Annotated in this window: 21 protein-coding genes; 3 read left to right on the top strand and 18 right to left on the bottom strand. The window is 53.4% G+C overall.

What is annotated here, in order from left to right; all coding sequences use genetic code 11:
* Positions 1-26: 26 nt before the first annotated feature.
* The 12 genes from ACZ5FM_RS01605 to ACZ5FM_RS01550 all read right to left on the bottom strand — a co-directional run bounded on the left by ACZ5FM_RS01605 (position 27) and on the right by ACZ5FM_RS01550 (position 14845).
* Positions 27-602 (bottom strand): lytic transglycosylase domain-containing protein, encoded by a 576-nt coding sequence (locus tag ACZ5FM_RS01605; protein WP_250983582.1) that lies wholly within the window; start codon positions 600-602, stop codon positions 27-29.
* Positions 538-1899 (bottom strand): flagellar hook-length control protein FliK, encoded by a 1362-nt coding sequence (locus ACZ5FM_RS01600; protein WP_464039514.1) that lies wholly within the window; start codon positions 1897-1899, stop codon positions 538-540. Before ACZ5FM_RS01600 ends, ACZ5FM_RS01605 begins: the two co-directional genes overlap by 65 nt.
* Positions 1896-3182: a chemotaxis protein MotC gene (motC, locus tag ACZ5FM_RS01595; protein WP_464039513.1), complete on the bottom strand. Its 1287-nt coding sequence runs from the start codon at positions 3180-3182 to the stop codon at positions 1896-1898. The genes ACZ5FM_RS01600 and motC overlap by 4 nt, the downstream gene beginning before the upstream one ends.
* Positions 3179-4522, bottom strand: coding sequence for a MotB family protein (locus tag ACZ5FM_RS01590; protein ID WP_275640551.1), 1344 nt, complete (start codon positions 4520-4522; stop codon positions 3179-3181). The genes motC and ACZ5FM_RS01590 overlap by 4 nt, the downstream gene beginning before the upstream one ends.
* Positions 4519-5172, bottom strand: a complete 654-nt coding sequence (locus ACZ5FM_RS01585; protein ID WP_464039512.1) for a hypothetical protein — start codon at positions 5170-5172, stop codon at positions 4519-4521. Before ACZ5FM_RS01585 ends, ACZ5FM_RS01590 begins: the two co-directional genes overlap by 4 nt.
* A gap of 230 nt (positions 5173-5402) precedes the next feature.
* Positions 5403-6689 carry a flagellin N-terminal helical domain-containing protein gene (locus ACZ5FM_RS01580; RefSeq protein WP_250983577.1) on the bottom strand — a complete coding sequence of 429 codons (1287 nt, stop codon included), beginning with the start codon at positions 6687-6689 and terminating at the stop codon, positions 5403-5405.
* 416 nt (positions 6690-7105) lie between these two features.
* A complete protein-coding gene (locus ACZ5FM_RS01575; RefSeq protein ID WP_464039511.1) occupies positions 7106-8029 on the bottom strand; it encodes a flagellin N-terminal helical domain-containing protein in 924 nt (307 codons plus the stop codon).
* Positions 8030-8375: 346 nt separating this feature from the next.
* A complete protein-coding gene (locus ACZ5FM_RS01570; protein WP_192487006.1) occupies positions 8376-9293 on the bottom strand; it encodes a flagellin N-terminal helical domain-containing protein in 918 nt (305 codons plus the stop codon).
* A gap of 449 nt (positions 9294-9742) precedes the next feature.
* Positions 9743-10363, bottom strand: a complete 621-nt coding sequence (locus tag ACZ5FM_RS01565; RefSeq protein ID WP_464039510.1) for a hypothetical protein — start codon at positions 10361-10363, stop codon at positions 9743-9745.
* 2 nt (positions 10364-10365) lie between these two features.
* Entirely contained in the window at positions 10366-12633 is a 2268-nt protein-coding gene (locus ACZ5FM_RS01560) for a polysaccharide biosynthesis tyrosine autokinase (RefSeq protein ID WP_464040408.1), read from the bottom strand.
* Between the two features lie 169 nt (positions 12634-12802).
* Entirely contained in the window at positions 12803-13525 is a 723-nt protein-coding gene (locus ACZ5FM_RS01555; protein WP_464039509.1) for a hypothetical protein, read from the bottom strand.
* A 111-nt stretch (positions 13526-13636) separates the two neighbouring features.
* Entirely contained in the window at positions 13637-14845 is a 1209-nt protein-coding gene (locus ACZ5FM_RS01550) for a polysaccharide biosynthesis/export family protein (RefSeq protein WP_464039508.1), read from the bottom strand.
* Positions 14846-15164: 319 nt separating this feature from the next.
* Between ACZ5FM_RS01550 and ACZ5FM_RS01545 the strand changes: the two genes are divergently transcribed.
* From ACZ5FM_RS01545 to dnaJ, 3 genes are all read left to right on the top strand, one after another.
* Positions 15165-15761 carry a transglutaminase-like cysteine peptidase gene (locus ACZ5FM_RS01545; RefSeq protein ID WP_464039507.1) on the top strand — a complete coding sequence of 199 codons (597 nt, stop codon included), beginning with the start codon at positions 15165-15167 and terminating at the stop codon, positions 15759-15761.
* 365 nt (positions 15762-16126) lie between these two features.
* Complete coding sequence (gene dnaK, locus ACZ5FM_RS01540; RefSeq protein WP_192487001.1) at positions 16127-18031, top strand: molecular chaperone DnaK; 1905 nt, start codon at positions 16127-16129, stop codon at positions 18029-18031.
* Positions 18032-18117: 86 nt separating this feature from the next.
* Entirely contained in the window at positions 18118-19245 is a 1128-nt protein-coding gene (gene dnaJ / locus ACZ5FM_RS01535; RefSeq protein ID WP_259147494.1) for a molecular chaperone DnaJ, read from the top strand.
* A gap of 62 nt (positions 19246-19307) precedes the next feature.
* Here dnaJ and ACZ5FM_RS01530 read toward each other — a convergent pair whose 3' ends face one another.
* The 6 genes from ACZ5FM_RS01530 to ACZ5FM_RS01505 form a co-directional block, all read right to left on the bottom strand.
* Entirely contained in the window at positions 19308-19847 is a 540-nt protein-coding gene (locus ACZ5FM_RS01530) for a DUF924 family protein (protein ID WP_464039506.1), read from the bottom strand.
* 27 nt (positions 19848-19874) lie between these two features.
* The gene (locus tag ACZ5FM_RS01525) at positions 19875-20087 is read right to left on the bottom strand and encodes a SlyX family protein (protein WP_259147497.1); all 213 of its coding nucleotides are present in this window, start codon (positions 20085-20087) and stop codon (positions 19875-19877) included.
* A gap of 75 nt (positions 20088-20162) precedes the next feature.
* On the bottom strand, positions 20163-20453 hold the full coding sequence (locus ACZ5FM_RS01520) for a hypothetical protein (RefSeq protein ID WP_192486999.1): 291 nt from the start codon (positions 20451-20453) through the stop codon (positions 20163-20165).
* A 166-nt stretch (positions 20454-20619) separates the two neighbouring features.
* Positions 20620-22125: a tripartite tricarboxylate transporter permease gene (locus ACZ5FM_RS01515; protein ID WP_464039505.1), complete on the bottom strand. Its 1506-nt coding sequence runs from the start codon at positions 22123-22125 to the stop codon at positions 20620-20622.
* Positions 22126-22134: 9 nt separating this feature from the next.
* Positions 22135-22596: a tripartite tricarboxylate transporter TctB family protein gene (locus ACZ5FM_RS01510; RefSeq protein ID WP_312951297.1), complete on the bottom strand. Its 462-nt coding sequence runs from the start codon at positions 22594-22596 to the stop codon at positions 22135-22137.
* A gap of 97 nt (positions 22597-22693) precedes the next feature.
* Positions 22694-23677, bottom strand: coding sequence for a tripartite tricarboxylate transporter substrate-binding protein (locus ACZ5FM_RS01505; protein ID WP_250983569.1), 984 nt, complete (start codon positions 23675-23677; stop codon positions 22694-22696).
* Positions 23678-23755: the final 78 nt, after the last annotated feature.

Genomic DNA, 23755 nt, shown 5'->3' with positions numbered 1-23755 from the left:
ATATAGGGCAACTCAATTTATAGTTGTTATTGGTCGCAAAAATTCTTTGCGTTCGTGGTCCATTTTCCGTACCCGGTCGCGACCAGATTCGATATCACGCGGCACACATATTTCTTCTGTGCCGGATCGTTGTTTGGTCCTGCGTGATATCTGGCAACTGCCATCGTCCAGGTTTCATGCCTGTCGTGCAGATTTTTAAGGAACATCGCCGCATATTCCACGTTGCGCTTCGGGTCAAACATTTCCTGCGGAGAACTGAAATTTTCTCCATGGAAGTACTGGTTGATCTGCATGCAGCCAAGGTCAATCAGTTTTGCGCCGTTACGTTTTGCCTCTTCAAATGCCGCCATTGCCTCATTGCGCGACGCGGAAAACACTGATTTTCCTTCGATATTCATCGCGTTGGGATCAAGGCGCCCCTTGCGGCCGGTTTCGGTCAAGCCAACGGAATACAAGATCCCCTCGGGCACGCCGTATTTGGCAGCCGCAGAACGGATCTCATTTTCACAAGCACCCTGCACGCCAACCGCTAATGCGTCAGAGGTAAAGGCCAGAACTGTGATTACCGGAAGCGAGACCAGAATTCCCTTCAGTAATGACATCAAGTTCCCCTTCGTTGCCCTGTCCCGCGAACTGCCCGCGCTGGCTGCCTGACTCGTCCTGGTTGCGACCACTCAAAGCCTGCTGATTGTTTTGCTGACCTTGCTGTCCATTATTTTGCGAACTCGACTGATCACTTTTTTCTGTCGAAGAAATATTTAGCGTGATTTGATCGACCTGAAGGCCCTGAGCACGCAGCGCATCGACGATGCTTTTGCTGTCGTCACTCAATTTTCTATAGGCGGCAGTGTTCTGAACGGTCACATGAACGTTCAATTCGTCGCCAACCATGCGCAGTGACATGGTCACCGTGCCGAGGTCGATCGGCGTCATTTGCAGCTTCAGCGTATGGACGACCCTACCTGTGCTGCTCTGTGCGGCTGCATTCGACAGCTCGGAGCCGGGCTGCATGGCGCTGACCCATTCAGGGTCACCAGCGATCAGGCTGGTCAATGCGGACGCATTTGTCGACATGGAAAGGCCGATGAACCGGCGTGAATCGAGAACCGTGACGTTCTCCATCGCTCCAGCCTTTGCATCACTGACCTTGAACTCGATGCCATCGCTGCCCGACCGGATCGACATGTCCATGTCACGGCCGGAACTGGCGCGCGAGGAAGAAAAGCGAACTGTCAGTGGGTCGGCATTCACATCAACATCTTCAGCGTCACTGTCAGTCTTGGCCGAAGACAGCATGTCGATAGCATTGGATGCCTTCGACTTCGTTGTCGATTTCTCATCGCTGCGTGAGGTTACGCCGGGATTTTCCTTGCCAATGGCTTTTGCCAGCTCGTGCACGGCTGCATCGCCCGGATCAAGGACAGAAAGAACTGTCGGTACTTTCGTGTCGTCGGCAGCAAGATCAGCGTCGGCGACAGTCGCACCCTTGAGCGCGTCGCCTTCATCCATGTCCTTAAGGCGTTTCTTGACCTGGTCGGCCTTGCCCGGCTTGGCAGTCGATGTGTCATCGGCTGTTTTGGTCATCTTGTCATAGGCAGACAGATGGGCACGGAGATTTTCTGCCGAGCCATTCAACTTGTTCTTCTGGCCATGTGCACTGACCTGATCTTCCTGCAGCCGGCCATTTGCCGAGTTCGCATCGTCTTCCGATGCGGCATCATCAGATCCACGGTCATTCGCCTGACGGTCGTACGCGTGCGGCCCGGAACGGTCGTTCCGTGCACCCGACATCGCGTCGTCAAACCCGCTCGGCCGAGAGTCGCCCTTGCTAATGCCCGCGCTCGCAGGTTTTGCGTCAGATACTGGTGGCGTCAGTGTAAATGCGCTCGTATCGATCATTGCAAGGAGCCTTCTTTGTTAAGCAGTGCGTCTATTTCATCCAGCTTTGACCGTCCGCTTGAGACGGTGCTCTTGTATTCAGGACTAAGGTCTTCCATGACAGGCGTCGGATTGCGCCAAACACCACTGCCCTCCGCCTGAGGTTCGCTGCCAGGCGCTGCCGCGACCGGCAAGGTCGCCTCTCCTTCCCAGCCCGTCGTACCGGGCTGCAAGGACGCGGCACTCGCCACAGGTGGGCGCACGACTTCTTCAGCAATGGCCTTTGCAGCGTCCCGCAAGATCTTGTCGCGGTCAGATAGATGTTCGTCCGGGATGCTGGTGATGGTTTTGATCGCGCTGACGATATCCGGAGTACCGATGTTTGCGAGACTTTCGTAAAGATTTGCCGGTGCCCCATCGACAACAGGTAGACCCGTTGAAAGGTCCTTGGCTCTCGTTGCCGCCATACGGGCCAGTTTTTCCTTGCCTGCGACTGTCGCCATGCGTGCCATACGCAAATATGTCTCGCGCTGACGGTCTGCATCCATCAGTGCGACCGTATCGGTAATCGTCGCCTCTTCAATGTGCTCATAGCGACGCACAGAAAGGGCCACGATCAAATCAGCGAACTGGCTAGCATAGGGCGAATGCAGAAAACGACGTGCATAACGCTGGGCGTATTTGAAGCCCTGTGTTGCATCTCCGTCCTCAACGGCAATGGCCAGCGAGCGGCGCAACGCCGCTTCTTCAACAATCGTACCGGGCGCTTCAAGCCGGGCGATATCATAGAATTTCAACGCGGCTACCGGATCCTGCGCCAATGTCACGTTACCGCTGATCAAAGCCAGATAGGGTCCGATGCGGGTCTTGCGATATTCCGGCACCATGGCGCCCAGACCCTTGGCAATCAGGGTACCTCGGCCGCTGAGATATTTTCGCAGCGCATCTGCAACGCGCGTGTCGAAATTGCCGTCGACGTCCTTGGCCACCAGCAATTCCAGCGTCGCTGGATTACCACCACTCATCGCATAGATCAGTGCGGCGTCCACATTGCGCGGGTCAGCAAAGATTGACGGCGGTGCATCTCTTAGACGTTCATCGATGGTCGTCAGCATAAAGCGCTGCATTTCGGCCGCCGAATGGTCACCAAGTACAACGGAATCCTGCACGAACTGCAGTGACCGCAGCATCGAATAGGGCATCAGATTGTCAGGCGACTGGGCAAAGCTTTCGGCAGCACCGACAAAGGTGCTGACCGCAGCCAATAGAGATACCCAGCGTTTTGGAAGCCGCATCCGCATCATCCCCGATCCGCTTCCAGAAGAATTTCGATACGTCGGTTGGAATCAGCCAGAGGATCTGACGGAATCTGCAGTCTACGATCCGCAAAACCGGATACCTGCTTCACGCGGTTTTCCTCAAGACCGCCACGCACCAGCATGTAATAGGCGCTGTGGGCACGGTCCATGGACAGACGCCAGTTGTCGTTTGAACTGCCCTTGAACTGGCGACCATCGGTATGGCCGCGAATGACAACGCTACCACCCTTGTCCTGCAACAGCTGACCGATCTTTTCCATCGCCAGAACCATTTCACGGCGCGGGACCGCAGAGCCGACATTGAACATCGGCGCCTGGCTCTGATCGGAAATCGTCACGAGCATACCACCTTCGGCTGGCGTCACGATCAAGCCTTCTGCAAGCTTTCCGCTGACACCGCTGATCTGCGCCTCGATCTCGTCACGAAGCTCCTTGGCTTCCTTTTCCTCGAGAGGGGTTGGCTTGTGCTGAGCCTCTTCCGGATCCGGCGTTGGCTTGATCTCATTTGGATCAAAAGCAGGTTTCTGCTGCGGGATAACCGCGGCAATTTCCTGCTGCTCGTGGTCATTCTGTTTCTGCTCGTTGAGTTTGGCGACGTCAGCAATGATGTCGTTGGACTGCGGAGCTTCGTTTTGCTGCTGGTTCTGCTGCGATGCAGCCGCCACCTGCGGGTTCTCGGTCGCCTGAGTTTCCTGCTGCGCGGCCTGTGTGTCCTGCGGCTGGGTTTCGGAACGTTGATCGGCGCGGGTTATGCGCACCTGCTGTGTCCAGAAATCAGGGTCGAACGGATCGCGATATGCCTCACCGCCGCTGGCACCCGTTGCCGGGCCGGAATCGGCAGCACCGCCCTCACCTTTCGCGCTGACATTGGCCTGCTGACCAACTTCCTGCGCGATTTCAGCAAGAACCGAATAGGGGTTTTGGAAGAAGTCGGCTTCCGAGTAATTGGCCTCTTCACCGGTTTGCGATGTCTGATCTTCGCCGGTTGCGGCCGCAGACCCGACTGTCGCATTCTCCGCCTTAACCTTGGAGCGTTCGTTCTTCTCCAACCCATCCTTCTCATCGACAGGCTTTTCCAGGCCCTTGGTCGTCGGCTTTTCATCAGAGAGTTGGATCGGGTTGAAGTAACTTGCAACGGATGCCTTGGTTTCTTCGTTTGCGGCGTTAACCAGCCACATAACAAGGAAGAACGCCATCATCGCGGTCATGAAGTCAGCGTAAGCGATCTTCCATGCACCACCATGCGCGCCGTCGTGATCTCCACCCTTGCGCTTGACAATAATGACCTCGTTTTTGCCGTGGTGGTGATTTTCGCTTTCACTCATTTCAGCACCTTCCGGACGCTAGACGCCCACGCAGACATGCGGGTCACCAGCACGCTGTTGTCCATCTCAACGGATAGATCAACATCCGCATTTTCAACAAAACGAAACGCCTTTTCATTGCCGCCAAGGAGTTCAATTAAACGGTCGTAAAGTGGCTTTGGCCCTTTCACGGTCAAAGTCACGGCCTCTCCATCGGTCAATGATGGGCGAATAATGTCTGCCAACCCGGCCACAGCCTTCTGCGCTAGGGCATCACTCAGGACCGGTGCCAGCACAGCCGAAATCTGTTCATCGAGGTTACTGACCACCAGGTCGTGATTTTCCTGCAGACGGCTTGTGATGAAACCGGCCATCTCGGTATGATAACGCGCCTGAAACTCGGCAATTTCCGCCGCATGGCTTTCAAGCATGGCGCGTTTTTCAGCCTCGAATTGCTCGGTCAATGCCGCAGTCGCCGCTTCGTGGCCTTCGGCATAGGAGATGCGCTTTTCTTCATCGACATCGACAGGTGCGGGCATGGCAAAACTGTCGTCCTCGCCCATATCAAAATCTGGAAATGAGGACGGCAATGCTACGGTCTCATCCATCGCATGCAGGACAGGCTGGCTTTCGCCAAAGTCTTTCAGATAACGGGCAATGGACGCGCTCATCGTCTTCCTCCGCCCATGGCCATGAGAGTGGCGGCACCGTGCTGCCTCCAGAAGCCATGTTTTCTATGCGGTTGTGAAATCATTCCCGTCACCATGTTCGAAGATCGTCAATTCCACCCTCTGCCAGAAAAAGCCGAGGATACTCACTCGAAACGCTAGAACTTCAAACTTGTGCGAGGATGAAGGAGCCCCCTCCTCGCCCTTAAAAATCACCCAACGCCAGCAAATACTTACTTGAAGAGCATCAGGATATTTTCAGCGTTGGAGTTCGCAATCGACAACGACTGGATACCAAGCTGCTGCTGGGTTTGAAGGGCTTTCAAGCGGGTGGATTCTTCGTTCATGTCTGCGTCAACCAGACGACCGATACCCTTATCGATCACGTCCATTAGTGCCGACACGAAGTCGTCCTGCATGCTGATGCGGCTTTGCAGCGAACCGAGGCTGGATGCCGCACTGGTCATGGCTTCTAGCTGGGTGTTCACGAACTGAACCATCACATCCAATGCTTCCGCATCGGTATAGCTTCCGCCTGTGACCATACCGTTCATGACGCCAGCAACCGAGTTGAGCTCGTTGATGTTAAGGGTCGTTACGGAGAACGAGAGCGAGCGGTCCGTCGCCAGAACCGGTGTCGCGCCAATATCGTAGTACCAGTCAGTGCCGGAGCCATCGGTATAGGCCACTTCAGTACCGGCACCGGTAGACGGCGTACCGGCCATCTTGACCCAGCTGTTGGTCGCTACCTGATAATAGGTGTCCGTACCATCGCTGTAGATATTCGGATCAGTATTGGTATCCGGTGTTGCGGCATTGAGTGCTGCGATCTGTGTGTCGTTCAGCTTCTCGACAACGTAACCGGTTGTTGTCGTTGTGGTGCCTGCGGTGACCTTCACATTGACCTGCGCCTCGTTCGGGCCAACAAAGATCGCTTCCTTGTCCAGAATACCGAACTTACCGCCGCTCAAATCGAACAGCACGGTCTTTGAATCGAGGCTGTAATCAACCGTCGTAACTTCAACGCCACCTGATGATGTACGGATGAAGGACGCAACGATTTTTTTGACAATCGGCTCTTCGGCCGGCAGAGTGCCGCTATTGCCAATGCGCTCCTGCAGCCAGTTTTCACCGGAGAAGGACGCGGATTCGGAAATGCTCTTCAATTGCTCCTGCAACTGCTGCATTTCTTCCTGAATTTTTACGCGGTCGGCGCCAACGCTATAAGCAGCCACCAGCTTCTTCTTGATTTCCTTGACCACTTCAATGGCGCTCTCAAGCGCCTCATAGGCGGTATCAACCTTTGCTGCACCCAAGCCGAGCGCATCCTGCACAGCCGACAAGGCGCTGTTATCTGAGCGCATTGTGGTGGAGATTGACCAGTAGGCGGCGTTGTCGGCTGCGGTTTCAACGCGGTATCCAGACGATACACGGCCCTGCGTTGTTTCCAGATTTCTATCGATCATACGCAGGGTTTGCAGTGCTGCCATAGCGGCGGCATTCGTCATAATACTGGTCATAAATATGGCCTCGGTCGATATGCGTGGGAAATCCGGTTGCAAACCGGAAACGACCAGAGGGCATCATGCTCACCGCGGCGTAAACTCGCCAATCGGCCTGTCGTTCGTTAACAAATCATTAACGAACAGGTAACAAACATCTGTGCCGTTATGCAAGCACTAGCCACATGCTAAATTGCACTTCCTGCGCGCATGGCAGGTTTCACGCAAGCTACATGGCATTTTCAGACGATTTCACCTGACTTAAGCGGCTCTTTCCATATCACACACGCCGGTTCTGGTGCCTCTTGGTCCGGTGGTCGTTAGTTTAATCGCCGCTGAAGATGCGAAAACCGCGCTCCTTGCGAAGCGCGGTTTCGTTTGCCTGTAACTGTTTTGCCAGAGCGGGACGAAGTCGTCCCCAGCCGGGACGCCGCTTACTGACGGAACAGTTGCAGGATGTTCTCTGCGGTGGAGTTGGCGATAGACAGAGCCTGAATACCCAGCTGCTGCTGTGTCTGCAGGGCCTTGAGACGCGTGGATTCTTCGTTCATGTCCGCATCGACCAGGCGCCCGATACCGCTGTCGATGGATTCCTTGAGGCGGTTTACAAACTCTTCCTGCAGGTCGATACGCATAGAGATCGAACCAAGGGCGGCCGCGGCACTGGTCATCGACTTCAGCACGCTTTCAACGTGGGTCAAAGCGCCCGTCAGGTAGTCGCCAGTGGTGCTTTCAACGTTCAGTGTATCGAGAGAGTAACCGATGGTGCCGATGGTCGATACCAGTCCAACCAGACCGGTCGTGGTCACGATTGCACCTGCAGTGTTGGTGCCGAACAGAACGTTACCCTGGGAAGATGTCGGGTCGAGGTAATAGCTGGTTGTTTTAACCGACACATTGCCCGAGGAGTCACGGATAAAGCCAGTTACGACAGACTGCGTTCCAGCATTGCCAGCTACCCAGTTTTCGCCACTGAAGGATGCACCTTGTGCAATCGAGCGAAGCTGCTCTTGCAACTGGCGAATTTCTTCCTGGATCTTCGATTTGTCGACTGCGTTTTCGGTTGCAGCAACGACCTTCTTCTTGATTTCCTTAACGACGTCGATGGCGCTTTCCATTGCAGCGTAGGCGACGTCAACCTTGGCGGCGCCAAGACCAATTGCGTCGGATACGGCATCAAGAGCCATGTTGTCGGAACGCATGGTGGTCGCGATCGACCAGTAAGCGGCATTGTCTGCGGCTTCGCCAACACGCAAACCGGATGCGACACGCTCCTGCGCACCTTCAAGGTTCGTGTTGATACCACGCAGAGTCTGGAGTGCTGCCATTGCTGCGGTGTTTGTCAGAATGCTTGTCATTTTCGTTGCCCCTAAATTGGCTGATAAACAGGGACATTCCGGATTTCACCGGGAACAATGGAGCGGCTTGATGCCCGTTAACCATTTCTTCGTCTTGGTTAACCCATCGTTTCGATGAGGTCATTTAAGGAAGAAATGGTTAACAAAGGTTAAACGGTCGTTTACTAAAGTTAATAAAATCGTAAAAAATTGCTTGAGCAGTTGAAGTCGAAAAACCACGCGCTCGCCTGACAATATATTGTTTTATTAGAATAATTTTGAAATCGACAATCACTCCTCCAACGAACCAATAAAAAAAAGCCGCGCTTTTGGCGCGGCTTTCTTTTTGTGAGCGTTGCTCCGTGTATTAACGGAAGAGCGACAGAATGTTTTCCGAGTTGCTGTTTGCAATCGACAGCGACTGGATGCCGAGCTGCTGCTGTGTCTGCAGAGCCTTCAGGCGGGTAGATTCTTCGTTCATGTCAGCGTCAACCAGACGACCGATACCGCTTTCGATGGACTCGTTGAGCTTGGCAACGAATTCTTCCTGCAGGTCGATACGCATGGAGATCGAACCGAGGTCAGCAGCAGCGCTTGTCATCTGCTTCAGAGCGGTTTCAACGATATCCAGAGCGTTCTTCAGGTAGTCAGTTGCTGTGTTGGTAACATCCAGTTCGATAACCGAGAAGCCAACGCTGCCAACGGTCGTAACCTGACCGAGAATACCTGCTGTTGTTACCAGGCTGCCAGCTGTGTTGACGCCGAACAGAACGTTCGCATCCGTACCAGCGTTATTCAAAACATATTCGGTGTGCTTGACGGTAACATTGTTGTTGCTGTCACGGACGAAGCCGGAAACAACAGACTGCGTGCCGGAGCCGATGACCCAGTTTTCGCCGCTGAAGGAAGCAGCTTCCGAAATCGACTTCAGCTGGTCCTGCAGCTGGTCAATTTCTTCCTGCACCTTCTTGCTGTCGACAGAGTTTTCCTGCGCGGTAACGAGCTTCTTCTTAATTTCCTTAACAACGTCGATGGCGGATTCCATCGCAGTGTAAGCGGTGTCAACCTTGGCGGCGCCCAGACCGAGTGCGTCGGAAACGGCGTCCAAAGCCATGTTGTCAGAACGCATGGTGGTCGCGATCGACCAGTAAGCGGCGTTGTCGGATGCTTCACCAACACGCAGGCCGGACGAAACGCGGCCCTGGGTTGTTTCCATGTTGGAATTGATGTTGCGGAGAGTTTCCAGCGCAGACATGGCTGCGATGTTTGTCAGAATGCTAGTCATTGGAAGTTGCCCCTTGAATTGGCTGATTTTAGGGAGGGGACATTCCGGGTACACACCGGTGAACAGCCGTCAGCATCATGCTTACTAACTTATTAATAAATATAGTTAACTGGCCGTTTCGTTGGCCACAGAAAACACCAATATGGTTAAAGAAAACCTAAGCGAATTTAAAAAAGCGCTTCGGCAGAAAACACAGCATTCTGTTTGTGTGAAAGCATACGCTGACATGCCTTTCACGCCAAGGCGTTACAGCCTTTGAGTGTATCTGCTACTTTTGGAGATTATTTTTTTGCGACCGCCTGCAGAGTAGCGAGACTTAGCTCTCTACACTTGGTGACGCGCAGCGACAGCCGGAATTATCAAAATACAACGCGGCTCGAAAATCCCGTTCACGTGTCTAAAAACTCAGCGAGATAATCACGGGTTTCGGTTTATACCCTAGTGTCAAACTACGAGGTTTTGGGGCACAAATCCGGTAACTGCTTCCGGACCAAGTTCCATCGACTACCGCAAACAGCATTTTTGTCAGCATTGTAGGCCGCGGCGGCTTTTTGTTGTAACTGCGCGGGAGCCGAATTCCACAGTGCAAACCGGCCGAGAATAATATTCTCCTCGGCTGGAGCGAGTTGTTGGGACAGCGATATCGAGTGCGCCAATTCGTCCAAATTTGACGTTCTGGCATAGCGAACCATTGCGAAACGTAACCAGACATTGCCATCAACAGGCAAACACTTCAGAGCATGACGGAGATATCGTTCGGCAAAAATCAATCCGTTGGATCTGCTCGCAATTTCCTGCAATTGGTAGCGGTAGTCCAGATCCTTCAAAACGAGCGACATACCGGCCTTGACGATGTCAGAGCGGCATACATTGTCATCGACAATGTCTGAAAGACTGTCCATCGAAGCGAATAGCGTTTCGTTGGGAACGCTGCCATAGGTATCCACATCCTGCGCGATTGACAAAACATTCGCAAACCTGGAACTGTACCAAGTCTCCTTAAATGCATAGCTCAGCACCAATAAAGATGCCGCCATAACAATGGCGGCAGCAAAAATCGTCGCTCTCATAATCAGGTCTTTTCCTGGTAATATTCTGAGTAGCGCGAATAATAATATTCGGTCGAGCCGTAGGAGCGGTAAAGGTTCATCTTTTCCTGATCAACCTTGTTCAGGATGACACCAAGGCACTTCTGGCGGATCAAAGGCTCAGTCTCGAGTGTCTGGCGCACGACACGCCGTGCCGTTTTGCCCCACTCTGCAACATATACAAACCCATCGATACGGCTTGCCATGGCGCGCGCATCCACAACCGGCCCAAGAGGCGGTAGATCAATGATGATGTAGTCTGCACTGGAAGAAAGCGTGCTCAACAGCTTCCTCATCGCAACAGATGAGAGCAACTCAGAGGAATGCGGAACGCGATGCTTGACCACTGCTGGCAAGAAAGCCATGCCTGTGCGGGCATTATAAAGGAAACAATCTTTCGGGCTCTTCCCTTCAAGCAGGGTTTCAAGAAGACCTTCCTGCGCGTGGCGACCAATGGCGCGCGTCGCACCTGGATTGCGCAAGTCGGCATCAATCAGGATAACACGGGATCCCTGGCTCGCCAGCAACTCCGCGAAATTGACTGAAACCGTGGACTTGCCCTCACCCGGCAACGTCGAAACAATACCTATGACCTTGCATTCCTTCTCAGAAATTCCAAGGTCAGCTGCAATCTTCGCGCTGCGAAGCGTCTCAGCGAACGATGATAGCGGATGGTCAATCACGTAATTGGTGACTTCAGTCGCCTTGCGAATACTGCGAGGATTGCTTTCCGTTGCGTTATCAACAACCCGCAGACCATCATTCATCAACGGAGCGATGCCAAGGAATTCAAGGCCAAGGATATCACGAACCTGCTCTCCCGTACGGAAGAACCGATCCCTGAATTCCCTGAATGCGCCAACACCTGCACCGAAGGCAGCACCAACAAAACAAAAAGCAGCAAGCATAAGTAACTTACGTGGTTGACTTGGTGAGTCTGGGGCAGTTGCGCTAGAAATTACACGTGCGTCCGTAACTGGGAATGACTGTTGCTGCACAGCTTCCTGATAACGCTGCAAGAATGTTTGGTAGAGATTCTTATACGTCTCAGCCTCACGCTCCAACTCACGCAGTTGAACCTGTGTTTCGTTGGCAACGGCGCTAACACCGGTTGCCAAAGTTACGCTATTCTGAAGAGACATTTCTCGCGCTTTTGCAATCGCGAGATCACTCTTATAGCTTTCCGCAATACGGCCCAGCTCCTCGAACATCAGGCGTCTGTATTCTTCCATCTCTTTCCTGAGACGAATTGCCTGAATGTGCTGAGTTCCCAGGCGTGTGGAGATTTCTGACTCCAGCTTGGAGGCCGCAAGATACTTCTTACGCATTTCATTGACGATGGAGCTATCAAGTGCGTCGGTGACAATTGCGTCTGACTGACCTGCGCTAATCACTTTTTGGATGCCATCAAGCTTTGCAGCAGCCTTTGCCGAGTCAGACTGAGCAACAATCAACGCGCTATTCAGCTCAGATAGTTGTTGGTCTGAAACGAGGGAATTGCCGGCAGTTACGAGGCCGTTGGCCGATTTAAACTTCTGAACAGCAAGGTCTGTTTCCATTGCCTTTTGGCGAAGTTCGTCGATTCTGTCCTGCAGCCAGACGCTAGCTCGGCGGGTTGCGTCGTATTTGGAGTTCAGCTTATCCAGCAGATATTCCGAAGCAATGGCGTTTGTCACGCGCGCAGCAAGTTCTGGTGATGGAGACGTGTAACTCACCTGCAAGACATACGTTCGTCCCACTCTCGATACATCTATGTCTTTTAAAACTCGACCAAGCGCCACTCGCCGTTTCGCCTCAGCAGCGATACTATCCTCTTCGGTACTCGAGAACCATTGGGAGACGTTAACGACAGATCTTACAAAACTTACCACGCTTCCCAGCAGCGAGGACTGTCCAGCCATAAACTCGGGATCGTTGGAAAGATCGAGTTTATCGACAACAGCCAAACCGATTGTCTCAGATTGCAACAGCTCTACCTGACTTAATACACTCGCTTCATCATCAAGCGCACCGCCAATAACAGAAAGTTGTTGAACCACCTGATTGGCATCGCGGTCCATCAGAACCTTAGCCGTCGCAGTGTAAAGAGGAACAGAAGTCGTGGCGACTGCAAATCCGACAAGAGCAGCACAGCCGACACAAACCACCACCACTAACCATTGGCGCCGAGCAGCACCAAGCAAGGCATCAAAATCGATAAAATCAACGCGGTTTTCGTCATCAATATTATCGTGAGAAATTTTTTCTGAAATTTGTCTATTATGTAGCTGCAAACTTTCACCTCTGAAATACGATACTTCAGGACAGTTCAGGTGACATCCCTAACGTCAGAAGTAGATGCCGAAAGTTCTGGGCCTAATTGTGCCCCACATCGAAATTCGACCTTTTTACTGGATCGAAAAATGTGGAGCACAGATTGCGTCAACCTGGGCTAACATCACCGATAATAGTGTTACCGGCAGTAAAACTCGTCGTACTGCCACCAGTTGGAGCAGTTGTCGAATTGGTCTGGGTGACCGGTGATGAGCCTTCGCCGAGACCACCAGTCCCGCCACCGACAGCACCTGCCGCACCACCAATTGCACCGCCGCCACCAGCGCCGGCACCGCCTGCTCCTGCGCCACCGCCAGCTGCGGTCGCCGTGAAGTTATCAGAGAATGCCTGAGCGAGTAAACCAGCAGCACCTTCAACGCGAACACGGATCATTCGAGCAAGAGCTGCGTTGTTTGCGTTACTTGCCGCATTTGCAGCCAACGCCAACCCGTCACCCACAGCTTCGGCAGATGGCGAATTCGCTTGGGCAAATGCAAGAACCTCGTCCACAATTGCACGCGTCGCGTCCGTTACCGTGGTTTCAGGTGGCAACAGCAGTGCAACCTGCTCTGCCATAGCTTCCTCTTGAACGCTTCCTCCAGCGATACCAGCCTGAACACGAGCGAGGAACGCACCGATAGCCTCGCCTTCCGCTCTTGAAACAGCAACTGGCGCCGGAGCAACCTGCTCAGCAGCAGGAGTATTAACTTGCTCAACTGCGGGAGCTTCAACTTGCGGTGCAGTTGCCTGAGCGATTGCCGAAGACTGCCCAGCCACTACAACGATGGCTGCAGCTGAGAGCAACCCAAGCATATGCTTGACAATAACCATGCAAATATCCCCAAAATAAATGGCTATAAGTATCTGTTTTCAATCCATCACACAGACGGACGATTAACGCAATATTAATAAAGAAAGCCTGACCGGCTTCCATTATTATGTTTAATTTTTAAGTGCCCGAACCGAATTGCGGGTGGCAAGAACGTCACTCGAAACATCAGCTGCAGTTGCAGGTACAGAACCAACCAGATCAAGAACCTTGTACAGTTCGATTGCATCCGAATTGGTAACGTAGACAATGTCCTTGTCCTGCATCGGGAACTTCTGAACGGCAAAGAACGTGGCTGGATCTCTCAAGTTTGCCCGGAAGATCACAGGAACCTCGTCCTTGACGAACTTCGAAGTATCAAGGCCAAGCTTTACCAGCAGGTCGCGATTGACGACGCGATACAGGAAGACCTGCGCCGGATCTGCTCTTGAATCCAGCAAGCCACCGGCCTTGCCGAGTGCATCAGACAATTTCAGTTCAGACTCTTCGAAATCGAAACGACCGTTCAGACCAGAAGCACCAAAGGCCATGAATGTACGACGCTCACGATCAACCATCACCACATCGCCGGGCATCACATAGATGTTTTCCTGCGGATGGCTGGTCAGATAGTCGTAATGAACCTTCGCAGAGCGACCATTACGGATAAGTGTGACATAAGATTCAATGCCCGGCGAGCTCAAGCCGCCAGCTTCAGAGATCACGTCAAGGATACGCTCGCCAGCATCTGTCAGGTCAATTTTAGCTGCGGATTTGACATCCCCCAGAACGGAAACCTGCGCTGAGCGGCTACTGATCTTGTTGATCATCACCTGCGGCTCGATAGCACGGTTTGCCAGGCGCTCTTCGAGATCGGCCTGAACATCTTCCACCGAGCGACCTGCTGCGCGTACACGGCCAGCGTAAGGCACGCTCACGGTACCGTCGCGCGCAATCGTCTGGTTTGGAAGAGAAACATAATTGCCTGGGCGGCTACCTGCGTCCTGCGGAATGAAAAGACCACCGGCTTGGGATTCAAAGACTGAGACTTGAACAACGTCGCCTACGCCAAGCGGCAGAGATGGTGGACCGCCGCGTCCACCGCCGAAGCCGGTCGCCATGCTACCACCCGTTGCACCACCAATATAACCAAGCACTCGGCTGTTGATTTCAATCAGCGCATAATCGATGCCTGCAACGCCCTTATTGCCACCCTTCTTGTCAGCGACAAGTTTGACGGATGCCTGAGATTCGATCGACCTAAAATCCGGCCCCGAAGAAGAGGTTACAGTGCAGCCAGAAAGAACTGCTGTGCTTAAAAGCAACACACTCGAAAAACGCATAATATAATCAAGTCCCTTTAAATCACAGACTCCATAAGCCACACGGCGTTATGGCGCAATACAGTAGGCTTAAAACAATAAACGCCAGCCTCTCCAACCCCTGGAAGCCGTCACATTTATATCACTCGATTTACCTGCCGAGCAGAAAATTCAATAAACAAGCAAACTGTTTAGAATCCTTATGGCACTTATATGTCCAGAATGAGTAATTAAATTACAACCATTAAAATTTTAAATACACACTTAACTGGCCCGCAAAAACTACCTGATATCAAGCATCCAATAAAAACAATTCAGGTTGCAATGAAACGGGGCTAACATGCTTATCAAGAAAACAGCAACTGCAACATTCCTGTCTTTCGCTATGTTAATGACAGGTACCAGCAGCCTCGCTGCGGCACCCTTAAGTGGATTGGCGCGCAGCGCTGCACCGAAGCCGGATCAGCATATTTCGACCCGCCGCACAACCATTGCTCCATTTTCTTTCGCGAGTTTCTGCACAACCAACTCTGCAGATTGCGATGTTCAGGGCAGCGGTAAAAAAGTATCTTTGTCACCCGACAAGATGAGCCAGCTGAAAAACATCAATAGCAGCATCAACCGCGCCATAAAATACACGTCAGATCAAGATGATAATGACGCATGGGAGATTAATGTCACCCAAGGCGATTGCGAAGATTACGCACTGACAAAACGCCACAAACTGCTTGCTGCTGGCTGGCCCTCCGGCGCCCTGCGTATCGCGGTCGCTCGCCTGCCAAATGGCATCGGCCATGCCGTACTTGTCGTGACAACAGACCAGGGTGACTATGTGCTCGACAACCGCACCAATGAAGTAAAGCCCTGGCACAGTGTCAATCTGAAGTGGCTGAAAATCCAGTCACCGGATTCACCGCGCAAGTGGCTCGCCATTTGAAATACGTGAAATTCCGTGACGATTGCGGCCCCGCCTCGGGGCCGTTTTTATTTGAGTTGATCCTACCAGAAAAAATATACCAAAAACGTCATTTTTTCTAATTATTCACCCAGCAGCACCTATATGAGCTCAGGAGTTTGACGGCTGCGAACGCATGTTGTGGCAATAAACTGTGGTAGGCCATTCCATTTCTTTTGTTTTGCCGCATTCCACACCGCTTACCGCCTTGCAGCCGGAAAAATCGCTCCTTATATACGCCCCAGAACAGCAAAAATGCTGAACAGATATCAAGACAATCCAAGTCAAGGAGTTGTCAATGGAATGCCTACCGGGGTTCCGACAACTCGCTTCAAGGAGAGAGTAGAATGGCAAAAGTAATCGGTATCGACCTTGGCACGACCAATTCCTGCGTCTCAGTTATGGACGGCAAGGACACCAAGGTCATTGAAAATGCAGAGGGTGCACGCACAACCCCTTCGATGGTTGCGTTCAGCGACGATGGTGAGCGTCTGGTTGGCCAGCCTGCCAAGCGTCAGGCGGTAACGAACCCGACAAACACACTGTTCGCGGTAAAGCGTCTGATTGGCCGTCGTTATGACGACCCGACCGTCGCCAAGGACAAGGGCCTCGTTCCTTTCGAAATCGTCAAGGGCGATAATGGCGACGCATGGGTAGAAGCCCAGGGCAAGGGATATTCCCCATCGCAGATCTCCGCGATGATTCTTCAGAAGATGAAGGAAACCGCAGAAGCTTACCTTGGTGAGAAGGTCGAAAAGGCCGTTATCACGGTTCCGGCCTACTTCAACGACGCACAGCGTCAGGCAACCAAGGATGCTGGCCGTATCGCCGGTCTTGAAGTTCTGCGCATCATCAATGAACCGACTGCGGCTGCTCTCGCTTACGGCCTCGACAAGAAGGACGGCAAGACGATTGCTGTTTATGACCTTGGCGGTGGCACCTTCGATATTTCCGTTCTGGAAATCGGCGATGGCGTTTTCGAAGTAAAGTCCACCAATGGCGACACGTTCCTTGGTGGTGAAGACTTCGACATGCGTCTGGTCGAATATCTGGCCGGTGAATTCAAGAAGGATCAGGGCATCGACCTGAAGGGCGACAAGCTTGCGCTGCAGCGTCTCAAGGAAGCTGCTGAAAAGGCTAAGATCGAGCTTTCGTCTTCGCAACAGACCGAAATCAACCTGCCATTCATCACGGCAGACGCTACCGGTCCAAAGCACCTGACACTGAAGCTGACCCGCGCCAAGTTCGAAAGCCTGGTTGATGACCTCGTTCAGCGCACCGTTGCGCCGTGCAAGGCCGCTCTCAAGGACGCTGGCGTATCTGCCTCCGAGATCGACGAAGTCGTTCTGGTTGGCGGCATGAGCCGTATGCCTAAGGTGCAGGAAATCGTAAAGCAGTTGTTCGGCAAAGAGCCGCACAAGGGCGTAAACCCTGACGAAGTTGTTGCCATGGGCGCTGCCATTCAGGCTGGCGTTCTGCAGGGCGACGTCAAGGATGTTCTGCTTCTCGACGTAACTCCGCTGTCGCTGGGCATCGAAACACTGGGTGGCGTCTTCACCCGTCTGATCGACCGCAACACGACGATCCCGACAAAGAAGAGCCAGACCTTCTCGACCGCTGAAGACAGCCAGTCTGCTGTAACCATCCGCGTCAGCCAGGGCGAGCGCGAAATGGCACAGGACAACAAGCTTCTCGGCCAGTTCGACCTGGTTGGCCTGCCACCGGCACCACGCGGCGTTCCGCAGATCGAAGTGACCTTCGACATCGACGCCAACGGTATCGTTCAGGTATCGGCCAAGGATAAGGGCACAGGCAAAGAACAGCAGATCCGCATTCAGGCATCTGGTGGTCTGTCCGACGCGGACATCGAGAAGATGGTCAAGGACGCTGAAGCCAATGCTGAAGCCGACAAGAAACGCCGTGCAGGCGTTGAAGCCAAGAACCAGGCTGAAAGCCTCATCCACTCGACCGAAAAGTCGGTGACGGAGTATGGCGACAAGGTTTCGGAAGCAGACCGCAAGGCTATTGAAGATGCAATTGCATCGCTCAAGACAGCCGTTGAAGCTTCCGAGCCGGATGCAGACGATATTCAGGCCAAAACCCAGACACTCATGGAAGTCTCCATGAAGCTTGGTCAGGCGATCTACGAAGCGCAGCAGGCAGAAGCCGGTGAAGGCAATGCTGAAGGCGCCAAGGACGATATCGTCGACGCAGACTACGAGGAAATCAAGGACGACAAGAAGTCTGCTTAATGCTGGCTTCTGAACGTACTTGATTGAATGACTAAAATCCGGCTGCCTCGTGCAGCCGGAAATCCATTTTGGGGCGTGTTATCTTCATGGCGAAAGCAGACTTTTACGAAACCCTCGGTGTGAGCAAGTCCGCCGATGAAAAGGAGCTGAAAAGCGCCTTTCGCAAACTTGCAATGAAGTATCATCCGGACAAGAATCCAGATGACGCCGAATCTGAAAAGAAATTCAAAGAAATCAACGAAGCCTATGAAACGCTGAAAGACCCGCAAAAGCGCGCGGCCTATGATCGTTTCGGTCACGCTGCCTTTGAACAAGGCGGCATGGGTGGCGGTGGCGGCGGTGGTTTCGCCAATGGCGGCTTCTCGGACATTTTCGAAGACATCTTCGGCGAGATGATGGGTGGCGGTCGAGCACGCCGTTCGTCCGGTGGCCGCGAACGTGGCGCTGACCTGCGCTACAACATGGAAATCTCGCTTGAAGAAGCCTTCACCGGCAAAACGGCGCAGATCCGGGTTCCGACCTCCATCACTTGCGACGTATGCACTGGTTCTGGCGCGAAGCCCGGCACGCAGCCCAAGACCTGTGGCACCTGCCAGGGTTCCGGTCGTGTGCGCGCAGCGCAAGGTTTCTTCTCGGTCGAGCGTACCTGCCCTACCTGTCATGGTCGTGGTCAAACAATCACCGACCCGTGCAGCAAGTGCCATGGCCAGGGACGTGTCACCGAAGAACGTTCGCTTTCCGTCAACATTCCATCGGGTATCGAAGACGGCACACGCATTCGTCTGCAAGGCGAAGGTGAAGCCGGGATGCGCGGTGGACCGACCGGTGACCTGTACATCTTCCTGTCTGTAAAACCGCACGAGTTTTTCCAGCGAGATGGTGCCGATCTTTACTGCGCCGTGCCAATTTCGATGACTACGGCAGCCCTGGGCGGTACATTCGATGTGACGACACTGGATGGCACAAAATCGCGTGTCTCCGTGCCTGAGGGCACACAGGCCGGCAAGCAGTTCCGTTTGAAGGGTAAGGGCATGCCGGTGCTGCGTTCTGCGCAGACGGGCGATCTCTATATCCAGATTCAGATCGAAACGCCGCAGAAACTCAGCAAACGTCAAAGAGAGTTGCTGCAGGAATTCGAGCAGCTTTCGTCGAAGGAAAACAATCCGGAATCGTCGGGTTTCTTTGCCCGCATGAAGGAATTCTTTGACGGCTAAGCGTCTGACGTAACGGCATAAAATTGAAAGGCTGGAGATTGTGACAATCTCCAGCCTTTTTATTATCCGGCAAATCCACCCTCATCGAGAAACGCCTGTTCTTCTGGCGTCGTGTCGCGGCCGAGAATTCTGTTGCGATGAGGAAAGCGGCCAAAGCGCTTGATGATGTCACGGTGCTCGATGGCGTGGTGTAATGACGGGCCACCAATGATCTCTATCAGGCGGCAGCAGAACTCCTGATCATCCAACTCTTCCGAGTGCATGAACGGCATATAGAAAAACACGCACAGCGCCTCATCGACCGCCGTATCAAGACCTTGTGCGATGGACTTATGGGCAAAATGTCGAGCAAGCGAATCCGTCGCGTACATATGGCCCGTTCCGCGGAAACAGTTGCGTGGGAACTGATCCAACAATAGCAGAAGAGCCAGTGCAGTTTCCGCATTGTTCAACCAGTCATCCAGTTCACGGGCAGCCGCTGCAAAATGCGCAGCTTTAAATCGATCATGGAACTCCTGGTCGAAATCCTCATCCTTGGCAAACCACTTTTCAGGACCTGCATTTTTCCAGAAGGTGATGATTTCGGCTGCTGTTGCTATCAATGCTGTTACCTCTGCAATGTGGGGATTTCAGTAATGTGGCGGCCTGGTAATGGCGGGCGCGTCCAATGACTGTTCTTCCAGGCTCAAAAACCGCTCAGTCAAACGGTCCAGTTTGGCACGCGTTTGTTCCACGACGCGCCATTGCTCCGCCAGTTGATCCGAGAGTTCATCAATAACACGGCTTTGATGGGCGACCGTTTCCTCCAGTGACACTACCCGTGCTTCCATATCAGTCGGCATGCATATCCTCATTTATTCCACAGTGCTGCATTCAACCCACACCGGCAGAATGTCAACCGACGGCATAATGTTACCTCACCTTTCCTTACGCCGTTTATACGGCATCAACATGATTGCGGATGCCGTCACGGCACCGGCAAAGGTTGTGACAAGAGGCAGAGAAATCAGCAACATCGGCAACAGCGGATTTTGGGAATGTTCAATCCGGGTTCCAAGACCGCCGATATCAAAGAACATCAAACCAGCCGCGATAAATAGGCCAAGGCTTGCCCCAAATCCGGCATTACGCGCTAGAAACCATAACATGTCCCAATGATCCTGCCGGGCTTCTTCCGGCGTCATCTCAAGGTCGTCGTCGTTTTTCATGCGCATCCCTTCTGCGGGGTATTTTCAAGATTGTACAACAGCACCCACAAAATCGGAATTGATTTTCAGAATGCGCGCTATGACATGACGGGGCAGACGACACACTCACCAACGAAAAACCCCGGCAAGGAATGCCGGGGTTGCGAGTAATGGAAGCTGATGAGGATTATTCTTCTTCCTGAAAAACCTGCTCACGCTTTGCCTTGACGCTTGGCAGGAAGACGACAACCAGAACCAAAGCTGCAATAGCTAACAGGATGGCGCTGATCGGCCGTGTGACGAATGTTGTCGGATCGCCACGCGACAAGATCATGGCACGGCGCAGGTTCTCCTCCAACAGCGGCCCAAGCACGAAGCCGAGCAGCAGCGGCGCTGGCTCACAGCGCAATTTCACCAGCACGTAACCAATGAAACCAAAGAAGGCGACGGCGTAGAGGTCGAAGACATTGGAGTTCACGCTGTAAACACCGATAGCACAGAAGGCCATGATGATCGGGAACAGCACGTAATAGGGAATGGTCAGCAATTTGACCCAAAGCCCGATCAACGGCAGGTTCAACACCACCAGCATCAGGTTGCCAATCCACATCGACGCAATGATACCCCAGAACAAGGCAGGCTGTTCGCTCACCACATTTGGGCCGGGCACAATGCCCTGAATGATCATCGCACCAATCATCAGCGCCATAACGGGATTGGCGGGAATGCCAAGCGTCAGCAGCGGGATAAAGGATGTCTGCGCACCGGCATTATTGGCAGATTCTGGACCAGCCACGCCCGCAATCGCGCCGTGGCCGAATTCCTCAGGGTTTTTCGACACACGTTTTTCAACAGTATAGGACGCGAACGAGGCAAGGATTGCGCCACCACCGGGCAGAATACCCAAAGCCGAGCCAATGACGGTGCCACGTAGAATAGGTGCAATCATACGTTTGAAATCATCCTTGCCTGGCAATAGGCCGCTGACTTTGGACATCAGCACCGAGCGGGAATGTTCATCTTCGAGATTGCGCAGGATTTCCGCTATGCCGAAAACACCAACTGCTAGCGCCACGAAATTCAAGCCATCGGCATATTCACGGATGCCGAGCGTGAAGCGCGGTGTACCGCTGTAGATATCGGTGCCAACAAGACCCAGAAGCAGGCCCAGCACCACCATCGCCAGTGCCTTCACGATGGAGCCGTGCGCCAGGGCAATGGACGACACCAGGCCGACGACCATCAGTGAAAAATATTCGGCAGCACCGAACTTTAGTGCAATCACCGTCAGTGGCGGCGCAAAGATCGCCACCAGGAATGTCGCAACTGTCCCTGCAAAAAAAGAACCAATTGCCGCTGTGGCAAGTGCAACACCCGCCTTACCTTTGCGGGCCATCTGATAACCATCGATGGCCGTTACGGCAGATGAGGATTCGCCGGGCATATTGATCAGGATAGCGGTGGTTGAGCCACCATACTGCGCGCCGTAATAAATTCCGGCCAGCATGATCAGTGACGAAACCGGCTCAAGCTGGAAGGTGATCGGCAACAACATGGCGATGGTTGCCGTTGCGCCAATGCCCGGCAACACGCCGATCAAGGTTCCCAGCAACACGCCAATCAGGCAGAAGAACAGGTTTCCAAGCGAAGAAGCCGTGCTGAAACCAAGTGCGAGATTATCGAAAAGTTCCATCGAAACCTCTTAGAACTTGAGCCATGGACCAAACCGCTGGAACGGCAGGCCAAGACCATAATTGAACACGACGACCGAAAAGACAGTCAGCCCGGCCGCCAGAAGAACGGCGGTGTGGACTTTCATTTTACGGGAGGCGAAGGCAGCTATCAGCGCCGTGAAAAAGATTGCCGGCACAAACCCTAGCCCGCGAACGGTCAAACCGAAGAAGACTGGTGCGGGCAGAATAAGCAGCATGCCGCGCCAGGCGATAGCGCCCAGCGGTTCATGTGCCACCTTGCCAGAACGCAGGAATATGACCGCACCTAACACGACGAGAACCAATGACAGGACAAAGGGGAAATACCCCGGCCCCATCCGAAATGTCGTGCCAAGATCGAGCTCGAAAGCCTGCCAACCGAACGCCACGCCGAGACCGACAAAGATCAACCCGCAAACGGCTTCGGACATATTGAAGGAAACTGATTTCATAGAAGCTCCGCTTCCGCGCATGCATCAGACGCTAGCGCACCATGGAAAGGGCTAAAGGGACCGGCGGCCTTGCCGCCGGTTCTTTCAGATAGAGGTATCAGTCGGCGTATTGGCCAGCAGACTCGATGACCGGCTTCCAGCGGGCGATTTCGCTTTCAAGCTTGGCCTTCAGCGCGGCTGGCGTACCATCTGCTTCCGGGGATGGGATGGTGCCAAGTTCAGCAAAGCGCGCTGCAATGTTCGGGTCCTTCAATGCGACCTGAAGCGACTTCGAGAGACGATCGACAGCCTCCTGCGGTGTGCCCTTTGGTGCATAGACACCATGCCAGATACCCACTTCAAAGCCGGGCAGGCCTGCTTCAACAGCAGTTGGTACGTCAGGCAGAACATCAAGACGATTTGGCGAGGTCACTGCGAAGGCTTTTACTGTTTTACCCTGGATCTGCTTGGTGGTGTTGGTTGTCTGGTCGCACATGATATCAACCTGGCCGCCGAGAAGGTCAGTCATCGCTGGACCAGTTCCCTTGTAAGGCACAGTCACCAGCGGTGTCTCAATCGCGCTCATGAACAGCATACCGCACAGATGCGAGGCGGCACCGATACCGGCATTGGCAACCGTTACTGTGTCCTTGTTGGCCTTGGCATATTCAATCAGGCCCTTGAGGTCCGTCGGCTCCAGATCCTTGCGTGACAGGATGGTCATCGGCACTTCAGTGACGAGGCCAACATATTCGAATGCATTGAGCGTATCATAGGCCAGCTTGCGATAGAGCGTGGCGCTGGTTGCCATGCCGATATGGTGCAGCAGGATCGTGTAACCATCAGGATCAGCAGCGGCGACGCGACCGGCACCAAGCGTGCCGCCGGCACCGCCAACATTTTCAACGACGATTTGCTGGCCAAGGTCTTTGGACATGGATTCCGCAACCAGACGGGCTACAGTATCGGTCGGACCACCGGCTGCAAAAGGCACCACCATGGTGATACCGCGATCGGGATAGGTCTGCGCAGAAGCAGACATCGCAATCAGCGAAACGGTTGCAGCCATGACGGCAGACGACAGTGTCTTAAAAAAATTCATCGGTTCCTCCCAGAATGTGACGATGATGTTCGCAAGAACCGACTCCTCAATCGGAACCTGCGGATACGTCATTTGCAG

The organism is Agrobacterium sp. 5Ca50, assembly GCF_055381905.1.
This window is presented reverse-complemented; position numbering and strand designations above follow the sequence as displayed.

What these genes read in the sequence shown, in the direction of transcription:
- ACZ5FM_RS01570 (WP_192487006.1), bottom strand. Translation starts at nt 9,293, where the DNA reads ATGACTAGCATTCTGACAAACATCGCAGCCATGTCTGCGCTGGAAACT.
- ACZ5FM_RS01585 (WP_464039512.1), bottom strand. Translation starts at nt 5,172, where the DNA reads ATGAGCGCGTCCATTGCCCGTTATCTGAAAGACTTTGGCGAAAGCCAG.
- ACZ5FM_RS01555 (WP_464039509.1), bottom strand. Translation starts at nt 13,525, where the DNA reads ATGGTTATTGTCAAGCATATGCTTGGGTTGCTCTCAGCTGCAGCCATC.
- dnaJ (WP_259147494.1), top strand. Translation starts at nt 18,118, where the DNA reads ATGGCGAAAGCAGACTTTTACGAAACCCTCGGTGTGAGCAAGTCCGCC.
- ACZ5FM_RS01515 (WP_464039505.1), bottom strand. Translation starts at nt 22,125, where the DNA reads ATGGAACTTTTCGATAATCTCGCACTTGGTTTCAGCACGGCTTCTTCG.
- ACZ5FM_RS01600 (WP_464039514.1), bottom strand. Translation starts at nt 1,899, where the DNA reads ATGATCGATACGAGCGCATTTACACTGACGCCACCAGTATCTGACGCA.
- ACZ5FM_RS01510 (WP_312951297.1), bottom strand. Translation starts at nt 22,596, where the DNA reads ATGAAATCAGTTTCCTTCAATATGTCCGAAGCCGTTTGCGGGTTGATC.
- motC (WP_464039513.1), bottom strand. Translation starts at nt 3,182, where the DNA reads ATGATGCGGATGCGGCTTCCAAAACGCTGGGTATCTCTATTGGCTGCG.
- ACZ5FM_RS01545 (WP_464039507.1), top strand. Translation starts at nt 15,165, where the DNA reads ATGCTTATCAAGAAAACAGCAACTGCAACATTCCTGTCTTTCGCTATG.
- ACZ5FM_RS01590 (WP_275640551.1), bottom strand. Translation starts at nt 4,522, where the DNA reads ATGAGTGAAAGCGAAAATCACCACCACGGCAAAAACGAGGTCATTATT.
- dnaK (WP_192487001.1), top strand. Translation starts at nt 16,127, where the DNA reads ATGGCAAAAGTAATCGGTATCGACCTTGGCACGACCAATTCCTGCGTC.
- ACZ5FM_RS01550 (WP_464039508.1), bottom strand. Translation starts at nt 14,845, where the DNA reads ATGCGTTTTTCGAGTGTGTTGCTTTTAAGCACAGCAGTTCTTTCTGGC.
- ACZ5FM_RS01605 (WP_250983582.1), bottom strand. Translation starts at nt 602, where the DNA reads ATGTCATTACTGAAGGGAATTCTGGTCTCGCTTCCGGTAATCACAGTT.
- ACZ5FM_RS01580 (WP_250983577.1), bottom strand. Translation starts at nt 6,689, where the DNA reads ATGACCAGTATTATGACGAATGCCGCCGCTATGGCAGCACTGCAAACC.
- ACZ5FM_RS01520 (WP_192486999.1), bottom strand. Translation starts at nt 20,453, where the DNA reads ATGAAAAACGACGACGACCTTGAGATGACGCCGGAAGAAGCCCGGCAG.
- ACZ5FM_RS01565 (WP_464039510.1), bottom strand. Translation starts at nt 10,363, where the DNA reads ATGAGAGCGACGATTTTTGCTGCCGCCATTGTTATGGCGGCATCTTTA.
- ACZ5FM_RS01525 (WP_259147497.1), bottom strand. Translation starts at nt 20,087, where the DNA reads ATGCCGACTGATATGGAAGCACGGGTAGTGTCACTGGAGGAAACGGTC.
- ACZ5FM_RS01505 (WP_250983569.1), bottom strand. Translation starts at nt 23,677, where the DNA reads ATGAATTTTTTTAAGACACTGTCGTCTGCCGTCATGGCTGCAACCGTT.
- ACZ5FM_RS01575 (WP_464039511.1), bottom strand. Translation starts at nt 8,029, where the DNA reads ATGACAAGCATTCTGACAAACACCGCAGCAATGGCAGCACTCCAGACT.